Origin of the sequence: Paenibacillus sp. An7 (assembly GCF_009870785.1) — a bacterium.
Classification (GTDB): domain Bacteria; phylum Bacillota; class Bacilli; order Paenibacillales; family Paenibacillaceae; genus Paenibacillus.
On the sequence record NZ_WTWX01000019.1, the window covers coordinates 37,994 to 55,846 of the forward strand.

16 protein-coding genes are annotated in these 17,853 nt (G+C 43.4%); 6 read left to right on the forward strand and 10 right to left on the reverse strand.

Features of this window, described 5'->3' with window-relative positions; all coding sequences use genetic code 11:
• Positions 1-23: 23 nt before the first annotated feature.
• Complete coding sequence (locus GQY27_RS17145) at positions 24-1,061, reverse strand: SepM family pheromone-processing serine protease (protein ID WP_160036478.1); 1,038 nt, start codon at positions 1,059-1,061, stop codon at positions 24-26.
• 204 nt (positions 1,062-1,265) lie between these two features.
• On the opposite strand from GQY27_RS17145, the gene GQY27_RS17150 reads away from it, so the two are divergent.
• Positions 1,266-2,516 (forward strand): nucleoside recognition domain-containing protein, encoded by a 1,251-nt coding sequence (locus GQY27_RS17150; protein ID WP_160036479.1) that lies wholly within the window; start codon positions 1,266-1,268, stop codon positions 2,514-2,516.
• Here GQY27_RS17150 and coaD read toward each other — a convergent pair.
• Complete coding sequence (gene coaD / locus GQY27_RS17155) at positions 2,491-3,009, reverse strand: pantetheine-phosphate adenylyltransferase (protein WP_160036480.1); 519 nt, start codon at positions 3,007-3,009, stop codon at positions 2,491-2,493. The genes GQY27_RS17150 and coaD overlap by 26 nt on opposite strands.
• Positions 3,002-3,622: a 16S rRNA (guanine(966)-N(2))-methyltransferase RsmD gene (rsmD, locus tag GQY27_RS17160; RefSeq protein ID WP_160036481.1), complete on the reverse strand. Its 621-nt coding sequence runs from the start codon at positions 3,620-3,622 to the stop codon at positions 3,002-3,004. Before rsmD ends, coaD begins: the two co-directional genes overlap by 8 nt.
• 795 nt (positions 3,623-4,417) lie before the next feature.
• On the opposite strand from rsmD, the gene ahpC reads away from it, so the two are divergent.
• Positions 4,418-4,981, forward strand: a complete 564-nt coding sequence (ahpC, locus tag GQY27_RS17165; RefSeq protein ID WP_160036482.1) for an alkyl hydroperoxide reductase subunit C — start codon at positions 4,418-4,420, stop codon at positions 4,979-4,981.
• Positions 4,982-4,994: 13 nt separating this feature from the next.
• Complete coding sequence (gene ahpF, locus GQY27_RS17170; RefSeq protein ID WP_160036483.1) at positions 4,995-6,524, forward strand: alkyl hydroperoxide reductase subunit F; 1,530 nt, start codon at positions 4,995-4,997, stop codon at positions 6,522-6,524.
• Positions 6,525-6,639: 115 nt separating this feature from the next.
• Here the strand turns inward: ahpF and GQY27_RS17175 are convergent, their stop codons facing one another.
• From GQY27_RS17175 to GQY27_RS17190, 4 genes are all read right to left on the reverse strand, one after another.
• Positions 6,640-6,834 carry a hypothetical protein gene (locus tag GQY27_RS17175; protein ID WP_160036484.1) on the reverse strand — a complete coding sequence of 65 codons (195 nt, stop codon included), beginning with the start codon at positions 6,832-6,834 and terminating at the stop codon, positions 6,640-6,642.
• 12 nt (positions 6,835-6,846) lie between these two features.
• Positions 6,847-7,722, reverse strand: a complete 876-nt coding sequence (locus tag GQY27_RS17180) for an SMP-30/gluconolactonase/LRE family protein (RefSeq protein WP_201450750.1) — start codon at positions 7,720-7,722, stop codon at positions 6,847-6,849.
• Between the two features lie 233 nt (positions 7,723-7,955).
• Positions 7,956-8,750, reverse strand: coding sequence for an alpha/beta hydrolase (locus GQY27_RS17185; RefSeq protein ID WP_160036485.1), 795 nt, complete (start codon positions 8,748-8,750; stop codon positions 7,956-7,958).
• Positions 8,751-8,904: 154 nt separating this feature from the next.
• Positions 8,905-9,744: an AraC family transcriptional regulator gene (locus tag GQY27_RS17190; RefSeq protein WP_160036486.1), complete on the reverse strand. Its 840-nt coding sequence runs from the start codon at positions 9,742-9,744 to the stop codon at positions 8,905-8,907.
• A gap of 114 nt (positions 9,745-9,858) precedes the next feature.
• Between GQY27_RS17190 and GQY27_RS17195 the strand changes: the two genes are divergently transcribed.
• Both GQY27_RS17195 and GQY27_RS17200 read left to right on the forward strand, forming a co-directional pair.
• Positions 9,859-11,886: a beta-galactosidase gene (locus tag GQY27_RS17195; RefSeq protein ID WP_160036487.1), complete on the forward strand. Its 2,028-nt coding sequence runs from the start codon at positions 9,859-9,861 to the stop codon at positions 11,884-11,886.
• A 196-nt stretch (positions 11,887-12,082) separates the two neighbouring features.
• On the forward strand, positions 12,083-12,991 hold the full coding sequence (locus tag GQY27_RS17200; RefSeq protein ID WP_160036488.1) for a hypothetical protein: 909 nt from the start codon (positions 12,083-12,085) through the stop codon (positions 12,989-12,991).
• Between the two features lie 78 nt (positions 12,992-13,069).
• On the opposite strand, the gene GQY27_RS17205 is transcribed toward GQY27_RS17200, so the two are convergent.
• Both GQY27_RS17205 and GQY27_RS17210 read right to left on the reverse strand, forming a co-directional pair.
• Positions 13,070-14,587 (reverse strand): UxaA family hydrolase, encoded by a 1,518-nt coding sequence (locus tag GQY27_RS17205; RefSeq protein ID WP_160036489.1) that lies wholly within the window; start codon positions 14,585-14,587, stop codon positions 13,070-13,072.
• Positions 14,574-16,088 carry a tagaturonate reductase gene (locus tag GQY27_RS17210; RefSeq protein ID WP_160036490.1) on the reverse strand — a complete coding sequence of 505 codons (1,515 nt, stop codon included), beginning with the start codon at positions 16,086-16,088 and terminating at the stop codon, positions 14,574-14,576. Before GQY27_RS17210 ends, GQY27_RS17205 begins: the two co-directional genes overlap by 14 nt.
• 132 nt (positions 16,089-16,220) lie before the next feature.
• On the opposite strand from GQY27_RS17210, the gene GQY27_RS17215 reads away from it, so the two are divergent.
• A complete protein-coding gene (locus GQY27_RS17215) occupies positions 16,221-17,090 on the forward strand; it encodes an AraC family transcriptional regulator (protein WP_160036491.1) in 870 nt (289 codons plus the stop codon).
• Between the two features lie 82 nt (positions 17,091-17,172).
• On the opposite strand, the gene GQY27_RS17220 is transcribed toward GQY27_RS17215, so the two are convergent.
• Positions 17,173-17,760, reverse strand: coding sequence for an HD domain-containing protein (locus GQY27_RS17220; RefSeq protein ID WP_160036492.1), 588 nt, complete (start codon positions 17,758-17,760; stop codon positions 17,173-17,175).
• Positions 17,761-17,853 lie beyond the last annotated feature (93 nt).

Genomic DNA, 17,853 nt, shown 5'->3' on the forward strand with positions numbered 1-17,853 from the left:
CCTGAGATGTGATGAAAAAAGATTTATTTTTCGGAAAGCATATTAATATATTCAAGGGCATCCTCTACCGTGTCCACAGGAACGAGTTTCATTTCTGTTTTGATGGAATCTGCCTTTTTCTTTGCATCCTCATAATTATCTCTAGGTACAAAGAAAATTTCCGCATTTTTTCGGTCTGCAGCTACAATTTTATGAACTACACCGCCGATGGGTCCAACGATGCCCTCTTTCGTGATCGTTCCTGTTCCCGCAATAATGTGGCCTTTTGTCAAATCCCCTGGAGTAAGCTGATTATAAATTTCCAGCGTAAACATAAGTCCCGCAGAAGGACCGCCTACCCGGGTATCCTTGAATACGATCTGGTGGGCCGGATCTTCGGACTTTACCTTCTGAATGGTTCCGATCATCACGCCAAGACCGGCTCTTGTCTTCCCCGTATTCGTATCTTTAATCGGTACTAGCGTAACTTCTCTCGTAATGGTCTCTCCATTCCGATTTAACTGCATTTCAATGGGGTCTCCCGCTTTTTTACCCTCCAGTTCCTTTGACAGAACCGTATGATCGGGAGTAGGCACACCATTTACAGACAGTATTTTATCTCCGGCCTCAATATCCCCTTGAGGCGCAGGATCTTTGGACAGACCAAACACAAATATATGCTCAGGTACAATACTATACTTAATGCCAGCCTGCTCATATGCAGCTTCCATAGCAGATGATTGAGAATCACTCATATAAAAAACCTGCTCTGCCGAATATTCATCTTTTGATTTTCCGTGGAGACGCTCTGCTTTCTTTCCAATCTCCGCATGATCATTAAATACAGATAAAAAGAGGAGTGACAAATTCGCGTAACTCGCCGATACGGTGGTCATGAGAAATTCGCCCTCTTCTTGTTCATCCCCATTTTTCACTTCGACCATGGGTTTTACTGCCTCTGCCGAACCCGGCTGAGTAATGATATATGGCGTAGGCATGTACACCAAAACATAAACCACAATGGCAAGTACGGCGATATATAGCGTCGTTCGCATTCCGCTTTTTCTACGCATATCACTCATGAACGTCCACCTCCTCCTTACTTACAGACAGCTTGTTCTTGTTCTTTGTATTCTACATATACATGTATAGGACAACATATTCATCCACAGAACATGAAGTAGAAGCTAACAAGAACATGTTGCACCACTACCATTCAACCTTAAAAGAACCGTGCCTTTTTTTACAGGATCGGTCTTTATCTTACCTATAGAGGTGATCGTTCATTGAACTTTAATAAGAAAACAAGTACAGGTATGCGGTCCTTGATTCCTCCCTATCTCATCACGGTGCTGCTGGGTATAGGTGCTCTTTTCCTCGTAGTCGCTATTATTTCTACCCCCGAAGAGGCGTTTGAGGCCTCTATACAAGGACTTGATATCTGGTGGAAAATGGTGTTTCCTGCCTTGCTGCCATTCCTAATGCTGTCCCAGATGCTGACTGCTTACGGTTTTACCCACGGACTGGGTGTACTTATCGACCCCTTAATGAAAAAAGGTTTTCGATTGCCTGGAGCAACCGGTATGGGACTAGCCATGGGCTTGAGTGCCGGTTTCCCTTCCGGAGCCGATACCGCAGTACAGCTGTATGAACAAAAGTTAATCACGTCAAAAGAAGCTTCACGGCTTGCTGCGCTCACGCATTTTACCAATCCTATGACACTTCTCGTTGTCATCGGTGCCGCTTTTTATCAAAATCCCGTTGTCGGTTACGTCCTCATCCTGGTTCACTGGGCAGCTGGTATCCTTTCCGGATTCATTCTCGCGAGGTTTACTGACAAAAATGATGCCGTATCGGTAAGTAATACGAACCCGCACTTACAAGAACCAACCGTTCCAAAAAAAGGTCTTCTCTACTCCATGTATCAAACCGCTGCTTTGACTAGAAAAAAAGACGGCCGAAGTTTTGGGAAACTGCTCGGAGAAACAGTAAGTCATGCCGTTCAAGTGCTAATGATGACAGGCGGCTCAATGATCGTATTTTCTGTCCTGATCAGGTTAATTGGAAAATATGTAACTCCATTTTTCCCAGACTATCTCTGGTCTTCTTTTTTTGAAATACACCTTGGCGCCTATGCTCTTCGTTCCACTGATATCATCTCGCAGCCACTCCAGTTCGGGTTACTTGCAGCGGCGATCGGCTGGGGAGGGCTGAGTTCACACTGGCAAGTCTCAGCTCTCTTGAAGCCGTACGGAATCAGCACTTCTATCTTTACTTTTGGACGGATATTACACGCATGTACTTCCTATATTCTTGTCCTGATTCTGTGGACACCCATTAAAATGTGGCTTGTCTCCACTAAAACCGTGTTCAATGACGCTTCCCCCGGAATAAAAGGAATCTCAGAACCTGTAATAACCATTTTCCAGCATGCAGGATGGCTCGGTATACTTCTCATTTTACTGCTAACAACGTTCATTTTATTATCCAAATGGATTGCCGGATGGAAGTCTACTCGAGGGCCTTTTTCTCATTAACTTTACGTCTAAGCGCTTCTTCCACTTCTTTGGACACTAGGTCCGTCACATCTCCATTAAAGCTTGCAATTTCCTTAACCACACTGGAACTAAGATAGGAATAGATCGGATCGGTCATCATAAAAATAGTCTCGGCGTCCTTATTCAATTTCTTATTCAAGGACGCGAGCTGCAATTCGTATTCAAAATCCGTTACCGACCGAATTCCGCGCACAATGACATCGGCCCCTTTAACGCGTACATAGCTCGCAGTAAGATCACGAAAACTGTCCACTTCTACATTGGGCAGATCCTTCGTAACCATCTCCAGTAATTCAACACGCTCCTCTACCGAAAATAGAGGATTCTTGCTTTTATTGTTCAGAACAGCAACCACCAGACGATCAAACTGTTTGGAAGCTCTTGTAATGATATCAAGATGCCCCATCGTTACGGGATCAAAACTACCCGGATAGACGGCTACTCTCTCGCCTGAATGTACTTCTTTATTCATCAACTTGTATCTCCTGACTTGTTTCATTCTGACTTATATCTTCTTCCACTGCTTCAGTGCTGGGGGAATAATGGTATACCGATATAGCTGTATCACCATAGGTTGTTTTTCGAGTTTGGACAAAATGACCAAACTTTTCCTCATACTCATGATCTGCATCATATTCAACGACTACGATTGCATCTTCAGAAAACATATCGTTCTCCTGCATCGCCAGCATGAGTTCATCTGCATTTTTCATCCGGTAAGGCGGATCGAGAAAAACAACATCAAACTTGTAAGCACGTTTTGCGAGCAGTTTCAAAGCTCTGCCAGCCTCATTGCGATACACTTCTGCCTTACTCTCAAGCTTTGTAGCCTTCAAGTTAGCTCGAATGACTTCAATACTTTTGGGTTCAAGGTCGATAAATATCCCCTTTTCCATCCCTCTGCTAAGTGCCTCTATGCCAAGTCCGCCGCTGCCAGCGAACAGATCGAGCACATTTCCACCTTCAAAATAAGGTCCAATCATACTAAAGACCGCTTCCTTCACCTTATCGGTTGTCGGGCGTGTCCCTGTTCCGGGAACTGCTTTAAGCGGTCTTCCTTTTGCTGTACCTGATATCACTCTCACCTTTTTATGTCACCCTGTTTCTGTCTTAATATGTGCCTTTATTATACCGATATCGTACCACAATCTATAATAGATGTGAAAATGCCTAAATGAATTTTGCAAAAAGAAATTGGCTCGGTCATGTATAAACTTACGTGAGAGCGGTCATGATGTAATTATCGGCATCACAAGTGCCGTAGACAACCGCGGAGAAGACTTACGTTTCCCCATAAGCTCTTCATCCGGTTTCTCCTCTCCCATGATTTGGGCGTCTCGAAAGAGGCGCCCTAAATTATTTTGTAAAGGAAAATAATCACTTTAAATATACTTTTCTGACCTCTATAATAGAAGAAGGAATATTACCAAGTTCTTCTCTTATATTCTCTGCTCCTATAAATAGATTCTACTCACTTATCGTTTCCACTCTAAACTTATCAATTGAATTGTAAGTATTAGCCTGACTTCAAAGTAATTCTCTATATAAAAACTGTAAAAAACAAAGCAACCTGCATTTGAATATTGATTCTATTCTCTGTAAGCTTATAGATGAAGATACTCAAGATACTCCTCTTCGCATATGTCCCTTTAATGAAATAACACATCACTTGGGCGGAGTAGAGTTTATTAAAATAAAACAGTCTATGGGATAAAAGTTTAAATCTAATTGAGAAGTATTCTTGACAGAACGATAAGGTTATATGATAATAATTACTAGATTAGAATTATTATTATTTAATTAGTTTTGAATTTTATTTCAATACTAGTTAAGTATAAATTCTGTAATAACATACACAACATTTTAGGAGGAACATGAATATGTCTCTAATCGGAAAAGAAGTACAAGAATTTAAAGCGAATGCTTTCCAAAAAGGTGAATTTATCGAAGTAACTGAACAAAACTTTAAAGGTCAATGGAGCGTAGTATGCTTCTACCCAGCAGACTTCACTTTCGTATGCCCAACTGAACTTGAAGATCTTCAAAATCAATATGCTACACTAAAAAATCTTGGCGTGGAAGTATACTCTGTATCTACTGATACTCACTTTACACATAAAGCTTGGCACGATCATTCCGAAACTATCGGTAAAATCGAATACATTATGATTGGTGACCCTTCTCAAAAAATTTCCCGTATCTTTGATGTACTAGACGAAGAAGCTGGTCTCGCTGACCGCGGTACTTTCATTATTGATCCAGATGGTGTTATCCAAACCGTAGAAATCAATGCTGGCGGTATCGGCCGTGACGCAAGTACACTTGTTAACAAAATTAAAGCAGCACAATATGTACGTAACAACCCAGGTGAAGTTTGCCCGGCTAAATGGCAAGAAGGTAGTGCAACACTGAAACCAAGCCTTGATCTTGTAGGCAAAATCTAAGGAGTGCGTCAATATGATACTAGAAGCAGATATTAAAGCTCAATTAGAACAATATCTTCAGCTTCTGGAAGGCGACGTAGTACTTAAAGTATGTGCGGGGGACGATGAAGTCTCCCGTGACATGCTTTCCCTAGTAGACGAGCTTGCTACGATGTCCTCCAGAATTAAAGTTGAAAAAGCACAATTGGAAAGAACACCAAGCTTCAGCGTAAACCGCGTTTCCGAAGACACTGGTGTTGTTTTTGCAGGTATTCCTTTAGGACATGAATTTACTTCCCTGGTACTCGCTTTGCTTCAAGTAAGCGGCAGACCTCCAAAAGTAGATCAAAAGGTAATTGATCAAGTGAAAAGCATTCAAGATGAGCTTCATTTTGAATCTTACATCAGCTTGTCTTGCCACAACTGTCCTGATGTCGTTCAAGCGTTAAACGTAATGAGCGTACTGAATCCTAACATCACACATACCATGATCGATGGTGCTGCATTTAAGGAAGAAGTGGAGAGCAAAGATATTATGGCTGTCCCTACTGTTTTCTTGAATGGAGAATCATTCGGAAGCGGCCGTATGACACTGGAAGAAATTCTTGCTAAAGTAGGAAGCACTCCAGATGCATCTGAGTTCAGCAATAAAGAACCATATGATGTACTCGTTGTCGGCGGCGGACCAGCAGGTGCTAGTGCTGCTATTTATGCTGCACGTAAAGGGATTCGAACAGGTATTATTGCAGAACGCTTTGGCGGACAAATTATGGATACACTGGGTATCGAAAACTTTATCAGTGTGAAACATACCGAAGGTCCTAAACTGGCTGCTAGCCTCGAAGAACACGTAAAAGAGTACGATATTGATCTGATGAACCTACAGCGTGCAAAACGTCTGGAGAAAAAAGATCTTATCGAAATCGAGCTGGAAAACGGAGCTGTGGTTAAGAGTAAGACGGTTATTCTTTCCACAGGAGCTAGATGGCGTAATGTTGGTGTACCGGGCGAAGCCGAGTTTAAAAACAAAGGCGTAGCTTACTGCCCTCACTGCGACGGCCCATTGTTTGAAGGCAAACATGTTGCTGTAATCGGCGGTGGTAACTCTGGTATTGAAGCTGCCATTGACCTTGCTGGTATCGTAAAACATGTAACGGTACTTGAGTTTATGCCTGAGCTAAAAGCAGACTCTGTTCTTCAAGAGCGCCTTTACAGCTTGCCAAACGTTACTGTTCTTAAAAATGTTCAAACCAAGGAAATTACAGGTACCGATAAAGTAAATGGTATTTCCTATATTGAACGCGATACAGGTACTGTTCAACATATCGAACTTCAAGGTGTATTTGTCCAAATCGGTCTTGTTCCGAATACAGATTGGTTAGGCGACACAGTTGAGCGTACGAGAATGGGCGAAATCGTGGTAGATAAACGCGGAGCAACAAGCCTTCCTGGCGTATTTGCTGCCGGCGACTGCACAGACAGTGCCTACAAACAAATCATTATCTCGATGGGATCAGGTGCAACAGCTTCACTCGGAGCATTTGATTATCTTATCCGCAATTAAATATATTATTTCTCATAAAAACCACAGAATGGTGATTCAGATTATCCATTCTGTGGTTTGTTTGTGTTTTTGTTTTTGTGTATTTAACATCATCTCTCTATTTCGAATATTAAAACTAAAAGATTCGAGATAAGAGAATTACGCCCGCAATGATTCCGACAATAATTAACAAATTAGAAACTTCACGCCATAATGATGGAACACCATTTTTATGCAGTTCTTCTTCCTTCACGTCAAAGTTTGATTTAGCACTATATGGATCTAAGGGTTTAGAAAATTGGTTCTGATCTTGGAAGTGATCGGCATTCATTGCACTGCCCCCTTATTTTTGTTTATAACGGAATGTCGGCATTCCTTTAACGCCCGGTTTGATTCGAAACAGTCCACCCGCGTGCGGCGTTTTTTTGAGTTGTTCAGCGCTTAGTCCGTTTCGTGCTGTAGTAATATACAGCTCATCTAAATTTTCACCTCCAAAGCAGCAACAAGTCACTTGCTCCGCAGGAACCTCTATACGTGAGAGCATTTTTCCTGTGTCCGGATTCCAGCGGCTTACTTGAGATCCGCCCCAATGTGCAATCCAAATCATCCCTTCTGCATCTACGGTCATGCCATCAGGGAAACCAACATTGTCAGGAAAATCCACTGCTGTTCTGCGATTAGACACTTTGCCTGTCTTTTCATCATAATCAAGCCGGTCTACCTTCCCTGTAGGTGTATCAATATAGTACATTGTTTTATGATCAGGACTCCAACCTAAACCATTAGAGGTGGAAACTTCGGTAAAGATGGTGCTGACTTCTCCGTCTTCCAGACAATAAAAAGCGCCTTGCTTATTCTTTCCTTCAAGACTCATCGTCCCTGCCCAAAAGCGGCCTGCCGGGTCACATTTACCATCGTTAAACCGGTTATCCTTACGACCCTCTTCCGGGTCATGAATAAGCTGAAGCTCTCCCGTCTGGAGGTTGTACACATGATACCCCTCTCGCAGCGCAACGATAACGCGTTCCTTCTCGTATGGTACAACAGCACCGATATGTTGTCCGATATCATAAACGGTATCCTCGCCCGTCTGCGGATTATAAGCATGCAGCTTAAAACCTTCAATATCTACCCAAAATAGTCGGCCCACTTTCGCATCCCAGCTGGGCCCTTCTCCAAGCTTCGCTTTTGCATCTAATACAAGTTCAATTTCTGCCATCTTAAACACTCCTTCGCTAATCGCTATAACAATTTGGCTGGTATATCTATCCATGTTAATACACGAGATTGACTCTACTTAAACGCAAGGACTAACACTAATCATCAAGACCATACTGCAGACTTAAAAAAATCCGGGCCTGCACTTCCGTATCAGTAACCAACTCTCTGGTCATTATAAAACTGCCCTCACCTACAGCCTTAACCCCAAGGCCGACTTATCTTCAAAACTCTCTACCATCCCTGCTTCCGAAGCCAGGTAATACATAGTTCCTTCCACTTTCCTGTTGTTTCTGCGAACTCCTCAGCCAGTCCAATTCCATGCCGTCCTTCTTCAAATACATGAAGCTCATGAGGAACTCTTGATTCACTTAACGCCATAGACATAGCAAGACTGTTCTGAACAGGGACTGCCTCATCTGCATACGTGTGCCAAATAAAAGCAGGCGGTGTTTCCTTGAATACTTGCTTTTCGTTACTATACTTTTGAATGAGATCGCTCGAAGCACCTTTACCAAGCAATGCTTCTCTTGAACCTAAATGACCGTAATCCTCCATCGTAATCACAGGGTAACAAAGAATCATTGCATCTAGCTTTGAACTCTCCGAGGCTACAGGATCTTCACCTTTCGGATCTTCTGCACCAGGAACCCACGAAGTTCCCGCATTCGCGGTCAAATGTCCGCCAGCCGAGAATCCGAGCATAGCAATCCGGTTTTTATCAATTCCATATTCCTCTGCATGGGCTCTTACATACTGTATCGCCCGTCTAGCATCAGCGAGAGGTGCAGGTTCTTTGTGCGGAGAAATTCGGTATTTTAATACAAATGCCGAAATGCCCGCTTCATTCAGCCACTTTGCTACAGGCTCTCCTTCATGATCTGCTAGATGGCCGTATCCGCCACCTGGGCAGACAATAACCGCACTTTTGGCTCCTTCCGCTAGGTATGCTCTCAGTGTGGGTCGATCTGCTTCATATCCTTCTGCTGCATAAGGAGGCTGACCAGGCCAAATGAATATTTCAGACATTCTTTCCCCTTCTTTCTTCATCCCATGTGTTGTTTTCCCGTCTACCTAACCCATCATCCTATATAAAACCGTTTTCATCAATCCTAAAGAAGCATTTTATCTATATATAGTCCCGGTTAAGGCTTCTAAAGCTAAAATGAAATTGTTTCATTTATCAGTACAATTTACGAAATTGTTCGGGTGTTACCCCTTCGATTTTACGAAACGTAGCTACAAAATGGCTTGCATCCCGGAAGCCGACAACTTCTGCTGTTTCTTTAACCGTCATATCCGGACGTGATGTGAGAATTTCTTTCGCTCTGCGGATTCGTTTCAGGATGAAATATCCATAGGCAGTCTCTCCAAAAGATTGCTTGAAAAGGGTATTGACGTATCGGGGACTAACCGACAGTACAGCTGCCATTTCTGATAAGCCAACATTCGGATCACTCAATTTTTCTTCCATAAACTGAAGCAGTGGAGCAAGCCTTTCAAGAGAGTGAGACAACGAAGGTGAATTTCCTGTCGTTCCATATTTTTTAAGCAACAATAGAAAACGGTACAGGTCCCCAGACGCTTCAAGACCCGTTAAATCGCGATCACTGCCGATGGACCCAAGAACTTCTTGTCCAAAGAACTGAAGCTCCGACGAAGGGTCCCACTGATAACATGCCGATGGTTCAAGTTCAAGCGTTGCTAGAATGGCACTCGTCTGCGGACCGCTAAACGTAATATAGAGAGTAGACCACGTAGTACCCGCTTCTAATCTTTTGTATTCATGCGGTTCACCTGGGGCCACAAGTACACCGGTTCCAGGGGAAAGCGGGTACGTTTTTCCAGCAAAAGTAAACTCTCCCTCCCCTTCCATGGTCTGCAGCCAGTGGTAACAAGGATATCCTGTGGAACGCACGATTGATTCTTGATTTAAATTCACTCCAATACTTTCAATATATAATGGCAACGGTTGTTCTCTGCTCGTCATAAAAAAACGTTGATGTTCTGGAGTAAGCAGCATTATTTCACCTCAAATATAGTTCCATATTATTATATACGTCTCTACAATTCTTATATTTTAAAAATATATCTCATGATATATCATGGACTTATTCTTATACAAGAGGTGAATCCATTGATTAGTTCCAAACTTCCTAAAATATTCTACGGCGGCGACTACAATCCAGAGCAATGGGACAAGGCAACACATCAAGAAGATCTTCGTATGTTCAAAATAGCAGGTATCGATATCGCAACAATTAATGTATTCTCATGGGCTAAAAACCAACCTGATGAAATCACCTATCATTTTGAATGGCTTGATGAACTAATTGATAGTCTTTATGAAAGCGGTGTCTATGTTTGTCTAGCAACCAGCACCGCTGCTCATCCGGCATGGATGGCTACTAAATACCCAGACGTACTCCGTGTAGATCGAGATGGTCGAAAACGGAAGTTTGGCGGACGTCACAACTCCTGTCCAAATAGCCCGACCTATCGTTTGTACTCCGAACGAATTGCAGGCAAGCTTGCAGAACGTTACCAAGATCATCCTGCTGTACTTGTATGGCATGTTTCCAATGAGTATGGCGGTGAGTGTTACTGTGACAACTGTGAACGTGCTTTTCGTGTATGGTTGAAGCAACGTTATCAGAATCTGGATAACCTGAATAAAGCCTGGAACACCGCTTTCTGGGGACATACCTTCTATGACTGGGACGAGATCGTACTCCCAAGCAATCTCAGTGAAGAATGGGGTGAGCGCAGTACCAATTTCCAAGGGATTTCCCTTGACTACTCTCGTTTTAATTCGGATAGTATGCTCGCTTGCTACAAGATGGAGTATGATGCAATTAAAAGATACATACCGGATTCTGTGGTAACTACGAACTTGATGGGATTCTTCAAACAGCTTGATTATTTCAAATGGGCAAAACATATGGACATCGTATCTTGGGACAGCTACCCGAGTCTCACCACTCCTCCTAGTGAAACAGCAATGGCAAATGACCTGATGAGAGGTCTAAAAGACGGTATGCCGTTCATGCTGATGGAGCAGACGCCAAGCCAGCAAAACTGGCAGCCCTACAACTCTTTAAAACGTCCAGGTGTCATGCGTCTCCAAAGCTATCAGACGGTTGCCCATGGAGCAGATACCGTGATGTTCTTCCAGCTTCGCAGATCCATTGGCGCTTGTGAGAAATACCATGGTGCGGTCATTGAACATGCAGGCCATGAAAATACCCGGGTATTCCGTGAAGTAACTCAGCTAGGACAAGAACTCGCGAAACTCGGAGATCGAATACTTGACTCTCGTGTAGAATCTAAAGTAGCCATTCTGTTTGATTGGGAAAACTGGTGGGCAATTGAGAAATCAAGCGGTCCTTCGGTAGCACTAAACTATGTAGAACAAATTCATAAGTACTATGCAGCCTTCTATCGCCAGAATATCCAGGTTGATATGATCAGCGTAGATACGGATCTTTCTTCCTATGAGGTTGTAGTAGCACCCGTGCTCTACATGGTAAAACCCGGATTCGCCAATAAACTGGAGACATTCACGAAAAACGGCGGCACCTTTGTAACTACGTTCTTTAGCGGAGTAGTGAATGAGAATGACCTAGCCACGGTGGGGGGATACCCTGGTGAACTTCGAGATCTTCTCGGTATCTGGGTAGAAGAAATCGATGCACTGTTCCCGGACCAGAAGAACAAAATGATGATTAAAAACACATACGGCAAACTTTCGGGCGAGTATGAATGCGGTCTGCTCTGCGATCTGCTCCATACCGAAGGGGCAGAAGTGATTGCTGAGTATGGTGAAGATTTCTATCAAGGCATGCCATCTTTGACCCGTAATGTATTTGGCCTTGGTGAAGCATACTATGTCGCTTCTGATCCAGAAACCAGCTTCCTTGACGGCCTGGTTGATAAAATAAGAGCAGATAAAGGTATTGGACAGACGCTCGTTACACCTGATGGCGTTGAAGTCAGCCGCCGTGTAAAAGACGGAATCTCTTATCTATTTGTGCTTAACTTCAATAAGGAAGCTTGTTCCTATGATCTAGGGGATGTTCAGGTTGAGGATCTTCTAACAGGTACTGACCATCAGGGAACGATCCAAATTGAAGGACACGGTGTACAAATACTGCAAGTTAAATAGTACGCAGCAGGCGTATTCTATACACGTTTTCTTATATCCATTTTCTTATACCCATTTTTTATACCTATTCCCGTATCACCTGAGTAAGCAGAGGGTGCGGGAATTTTTGTTTTCCCTGACTTTTTGCAGGTAAATAAACGAAAACGAAGAATACAAAAAGAGGATTCGACCAAGCACTGAAGGAGTGAACCAAACGATGACCACTTACCCATTATTAGATGTGTCTCATCCGGTTGTGAAAAAAGCCCATCATTTCATGTATACCCATGCTCGCTTGCTGGATCGTTACCGTTTCGAATATGCAACAGGACAAAGATCTGCAGAATCCGTGGTACAAGCGCTTGCCGCTTATCAAAATCAAGATGGCGGTTTTGGGCATGCACTAGAACCCGATATTCGCAGTCCTTTCAGTCAGCCCCAAGGTGCTGAGTTTGCTCTTCATTTACTAAGTGAAGTTCGCTATTATCCTGAACGTATCCTTACAGGGCTTGGGTTTTTCCTGCAGAAACATGCGAATCCTACAACTGGCGGCTGGCCCTATTCTTTTAAGAACGTAAACGATTATCCCCATGCACCCTGGTGGACAACAAAAAAAGATGACACGGCTTCTCTTAATCCATCAGGTTCTATTATTGGACTGCTATATAAATGTAAGGATTGGCATCCTTTCCTTAGAGAGAACTGGTTTAAAAAATCGGTGGAATTTGTTTGGTATTCCCTCGAAAACAGTGAACTAGAAGGATATCATACGCTGATTCAAGCCATACATTTTCTCGAAAATCAAGTTGAGAGCGAGCGATCCATTCGGCTCACTCAAAAACTCGATCATTTGCTAGAGCAGCATGGTGACATCGAACTGGACCCAGAAGCGACCGGATATGTACAAAAAGTGCTGGACTGGGCGCCTCGTTCAGACAGCTATGCAGCTCGATTTATATCCAAGGAAATTACGAAGCAGCATTTGGAGCACCTTCTCTCCTCCCAACAAGAAGACGGCGGCTGGCCAATCTCTTGGCCTGCGCTAAGTGCAGCAGCCGAAGCAGAATGGCGGGGACATCTCACGATGGAACGACTTAAGACACTCGCTAGTTACGGAATCATCTAAGAGAAGACGCTAGAAAAGGCCGGTAGAGAGATGCTCCTCTCTGCCGACCTTTCTTATTTTTCAGAAATGATATTACATCTACAAGATGACTCCATCTTTGAAAATCGCAATCTCGCGGAAACCGTAACGTTCACTGTTCGTCACTTTATTCCCCGAAGCAATATCAATCAGTTCTGCCAGAAATTCATTTGCAAGATCGTCCATCGCTTTTCCTTCGAGCAGCTGACCTGCATTAAAATCAATCCAGTGCTTTTTGCGATTAGCGAGATCCGAATTGGTAGCAATTTTAACAGTAGGAACCGGTCCGCCAAAAGGAGTTCCTCGTCCGGTCGTAAACAGAACAATATGTGCACCTGCTGCCGACAGGGCGGTTACGGATACGAGATCATTACCGGGTGCCTCCACGATGTTGAGCCCTTTTTTCGTTACCTTTTTCCCATAAGCAACTACATCCACTACCTCTGAATGTCCGCCTTTTTGTGTACAACCCAGCGATTTTTCTTCTAATGTGGTGATACCTCCCTCCTTATTACCCGGTGAGGGATTCTCATAAATATTCTGTCCATGGTTTACATAGTATTGTTTGAAATTGTTGATTAAGTTCACAAGCTCTTCATAAACCTCTTCACTGCGAGCTCTGTTCATCAGAATCGTTTCCGCTCCAAACATTTCTGGTACTTCGGTAAGAATTGCTGTACCGCCAGCAGCAACCAGTTTATCGGATACAGCCCCAACGAGAGGGTTTGCTGTGATCCCCGAGAAACCATCGGAACCTCCGCATTTCAGACCAATGGTAAGTTCAGATATCGGAACAGGTTCACGCTCCTGCTTCTCCGCAAGCTCCGTCAGTTCTTCTAATAAGCGCAGCCCTTCGGCCATCTCATCATCAATTTCCTGTGCTTTTAAGAATCGTACCCTCTCCCTATCCTCAGCTGGAATAAACGTCTTGAATTCTTCGATCTGATTATTCTCACAGCCAAGCCCAATGACTAATACGCCGCCGGCATTCGGGTGGGATACAAGAGATGCAAGGAGCTGCTGAGTATACTTGAGATCATCACCAAGCTGTGAACAACCGAACGGATGAGCAAAATGGTAGACCCCGTCCACTCGGCCCTGAAATGCCGTATTCCCCATTTTCGCCAGTGCCTCACATACTTTGTTGATACATCCAACCGTATTAATAATCCAGATTTCGTTACGAATTCCTACCTTGCCGTTACTTCGTCTGTATCCCTGAAAAGTATGAAGATTGGCAGGAACAACCGCCGGTTTTTCGAGAGGGGTCTTTATATATTCGTAGTCAATAAGTCCGCTTAGGCCTGTGCTGACATTGTGTGTATGAAGCCATCTTCCTGTCTCAATCTGTTCCTTAGCGATACCTATGGAATAACCGTATTTCATAATATGTTCGCCTACTTGAAGCTCCCTTACGGCAAACTTATGACCTTTTGGGACATCCTCTTTCAAAATGATATGTTGTCCGCTAGCCACCTCCATCTGTTCACCTGCGTTTAGATTACGGAGTGCAATGAGCACATCATCATTCGGATGAAGCCGTGTCCAATCCGTTACAGAAGATTCATACGTATTCATTATGCTCCTCCTTTTCCCACTTGTTCAGATTCTCTGCCAATTGATCACGCAGCCCAGAGATCAAATCAAGGTTCTGTCCCCATATTTGTTCATCTGCCAATATGTTAGAAACGACCTCATTCATATTAGTGCCGCTATACTCAGACCAATACTGAGCCAAGGATGCAAGCAGCCGCTCCTCATCCCGCAGGGTTACTATCTCCCCGCAAAAAGTGCTTGACACATATCCACTTTCTGTTTGTTTCGCCTTATATAAACGAAGCAGTGCACTAAAAGAAGTGACGATTCGTTCAGGCAGAACCCCGTTTTTGTTGTTACTTTCAAGCAGGGTCGGAAGCAGTCTTACTTTGAATTTAGAGATAGAGCCAAGCATAATATCTGTCAGTTTATGATTGATATAAGGATTCAGGAAGCGGTCCCACACCTCTTTGACATAACTTTGCATTTCCTCCTCAGGCAGATCAAGTGCAGGAATGATTTCTTTTTTCGCTGCATCTCTTACAAAAGCTCCAAGTTCGCTGTCTTCCATCGTCTCACGCACATATGTCTGGCCTTTAAGTATGGCAATCGGGGTCATGAGAGTATGAGAACCATTTAGGAGACGTACCTTCCGCAGCTGAAACGGCTTTAAATCTGAGGTCCAGTGGATATTCAGTCCTGCTTGTGCCAGCGGAAGCCTGTCATCAAGGTCCGGTTCCCCTTCAATCGCCCACAAATGGTAAGGCTCAGCTAAGGTCATTAGCTTATCTTCATATCCGAAACGTTCTGTGAGTACAGCCGCCTCTTCTTCGGAAGGGGCACCCGTGACGATCCGATCCACCAAATTATTCAGAAACCGATTGTCCTGCTGAACCCATTCCCGAAACGAATCCGAAAAACCAAAATCAATACTATGCTGCAGCACGTATTTTTTGAGAACATCTCCATTTCGATCGACAAGCTCACAAGGCAGAATTAGTAAACCGCTCTCTTTGCTTCCGGAATAGTGAGTATAGCGTTCATGTAAAAACACGGTAAGTTTACCGGGAAAAGAATCGATCGGTACCCCCTCTTCATATCTCGTCTCCAGGTAGGTTAAACCTGCTTCTGTCGTATTGGAGATGATAATATCCAGTTCAGGGCTTACCGCCAGCTGTAGAAAATCCTGCCATTCTTCATAAGGGTCAATGGTACGAGACAAGATAGGGATGATCGATGTCTTTTCAACAGCCGTCCCATTAACGATACCTCTTGTTAGCAGCGTATACAGACCGTCTTGTTCCCGTATTGTCAGCAGCTTCCCTCTACCTTTCCGTCTAGGCTGGGTTACAGCTACCGTTCCTTTAAACCCACCTTTAACAGCGCTTTCATAAATCATCCAGTCTGCAAACCCCCGCAAAAAATTCCCTTCACCGATCTGAAGAACTTTCACTGGGAGCTGTTTAATCTCGGCCTGAACTGAATGTAGGTGATTGTTACTGTTCTGTAAACTGAGTCTTGGATAATCCTTTTTTACCGGCACAATCTTCACCCCTATTATTAGTGGTTGTATCCTTATGTAGTTCATTGTATCATCATCTGAAAGAACATAAATTGCTATTTTTGCTTAAAATATACTCTGGGATGATATTGTATGTATAAGGAGAGAGCAGCTATGAAATATGAGCTTGAGGCACCCGTAGATCGGCGGCTAAAAGCAGCAATCGATCTTCCTTTTCGCATGTTATATCATGAAACCAAACTTCCTGAACATGAACTTCCTGACCATTTTCATGATTGGCATGAACTGATTTGTGTACATCAAGGAGAAGGGAAAATGTTAATTGATCACTCGATCGTCGATATTAAAGCGGGAAGTCTTATCATCATCCCTGGCAATACACTTCATCGTACCTTTCAAGAGGCAGAGAATCCGCTGACGTCTTCCGCTTTTTATATCAGTCCTGCTGTCTTTCAAGGGATGGGAGGAGAAGCAGCATCCATTCAGCAGTTTTTCGAAAGATCTCGAAAGTCGCGAAATTATATCCAAATACTGAACCGCAAACAAATGGATGCATTCGAACGATGGATTGAACAGATTTACACAGAAACCGTAAGTCAGGAACATTTAAGGACTTATGCCACCCTCTTGTTATTACAGCTGATGCTGATCTCTCTGATGCGAATGACGGAAGCTGTAAAATCTGAAAAAACAACGTTATCAGGGCCGATCTGGATGGCGCAAGCCCTTAAAAGGTTAGACGAGCACCTTCATCAGCCTGTGTCTCTCTCTGAACTTGCTAAGGAAGCTTCCATCTCTACTGCTCACTTTAGCCGAGCTTTTAAAAAGCATACAGGGATGACGCTCACCGAATATGTTGCGGCAAGACGCATTATTCTCTCAAAAGAAAAACTGCTGCGTACCGATGATACAATGACAGCCATTGCAGAAGCCAGCGGGTTTGAGAGTCTTCCGCATTTTTACCGATTATTTAAAAAACATACCGGAATGACTCCTTCCTCCTATCGAAGACGGATGCGCTAAACGTTCTATTTGTTTTGGGCATCTACTAAAAAAGAAGGACCTTAGTTTAAGAGGATCCTTCCTTCTACGTACTGGATTTGTCTCACGGTAACAGGTAACCCTTCTCTACCGCTTCGTCAATCAGTTTATTAGCATATGTGTCTAGAGCAGGAGAAACCTCTTTTAATACCGCCAGCCTTTTTCTAACCGACACAGCAGATACTTGATTGGCTCTCCATGCTTTTCCTTCGGTATAAAAATTGTGAAGGACCGGCTGAAGACGATCCATCGCCGCCGCATACTGCGCCTCTTTTGTCAGGCCTTCCTCAAATTCTAACCAGAGGTTCATCCATTCCTCTTTTTGTTCTGCCGGAAGCAGCCCATAGATTCGTTTTGCCGCCGCAAGTTCTCTTTCCCATTTGTCTTCATATCCTTTGACATCGTATGCGAACGTATCTCCTGCATCGATTTCTACCAAATCATGAATGAGAAGCAGGTGCAGCACTTTTGTCATATCTAAATCCTCATCGCTATGTTCTTTTAGCAATAAAGCCATAACAGCAATATGCCAACTATGTTCCGCATCATTCTCATGTCTTTCTTGATTCATTAGATAAGACTGCCGAAATACGTGCTTCAATTTATCAATTTCGCGAATAAACTCGATTTGCTGTCTGATTTTCTCTGTCATGATTGTACTCCTTTTTCCACTTTATTTACTTCCATCTTACTAGAGTTATAGAAACGCTGTCACGAGCGTATATGGTATAATATTGAAATAATC

Coding starts and splice junctions, on each gene's coding strand:
- GQY27_RS17145 (WP_160036478.1), bottom strand. CDS start 1,061: ATGAGTGATATGCGTAGAAAAAGCGGAATGCGAACGACGCTATATATC.
- coaD (WP_160036480.1), bottom strand. CDS start 3,009: ATGAATAAAGAAGTACATTCAGGCGAGAGAGTAGCCGTCTATCCGGGT.
- ahpC (WP_160036482.1), top strand. CDS start 4,418: ATGTCTCTAATCGGAAAAGAAGTACAAGAATTTAAAGCGAATGCTTTC.
- ahpF (WP_160036483.1), top strand. CDS start 4,995: ATGATACTAGAAGCAGATATTAAAGCTCAATTAGAACAATATCTTCAG.
- GQY27_RS17175 (WP_160036484.1), bottom strand. CDS start 6,834: ATGAATGCCGATCACTTCCAAGATCAGAACCAATTTTCTAAACCCTTA.
- GQY27_RS17180 (WP_201450750.1), bottom strand. CDS start 7,722: ATGGCAGAAATTGAACTTGTATTAGATGCAAAAGCGAAGCTTGGAGAA.
- GQY27_RS17185 (WP_160036485.1), bottom strand. CDS start 8,750: ATGTCTGAAATATTCATTTGGCCTGGTCAGCCTCCTTATGCAGCAGAA.
- GQY27_RS17190 (WP_160036486.1), bottom strand. CDS start 9,744: ATGCTGCTTACTCCAGAACATCAACGTTTTTTTATGACGAGCAGAGAA.
- GQY27_RS17200 (WP_160036488.1), top strand. CDS start 12,083: ATGACCACTTACCCATTATTAGATGTGTCTCATCCGGTTGTGAAAAAA.
- GQY27_RS17205 (WP_160036489.1), bottom strand. CDS start 14,587: ATGAATACGTATGAATCTTCTGTAACGGATTGGACACGGCTTCATCCG.
- GQY27_RS17215 (WP_160036491.1), top strand. CDS start 16,221: ATGAAATATGAGCTTGAGGCACCCGTAGATCGGCGGCTAAAAGCAGCA.
- GQY27_RS17220 (WP_160036492.1), bottom strand. CDS start 17,760: ATGACAGAGAAAATCAGACAGCAAATCGAGTTTATTCGCGAAATTGAT.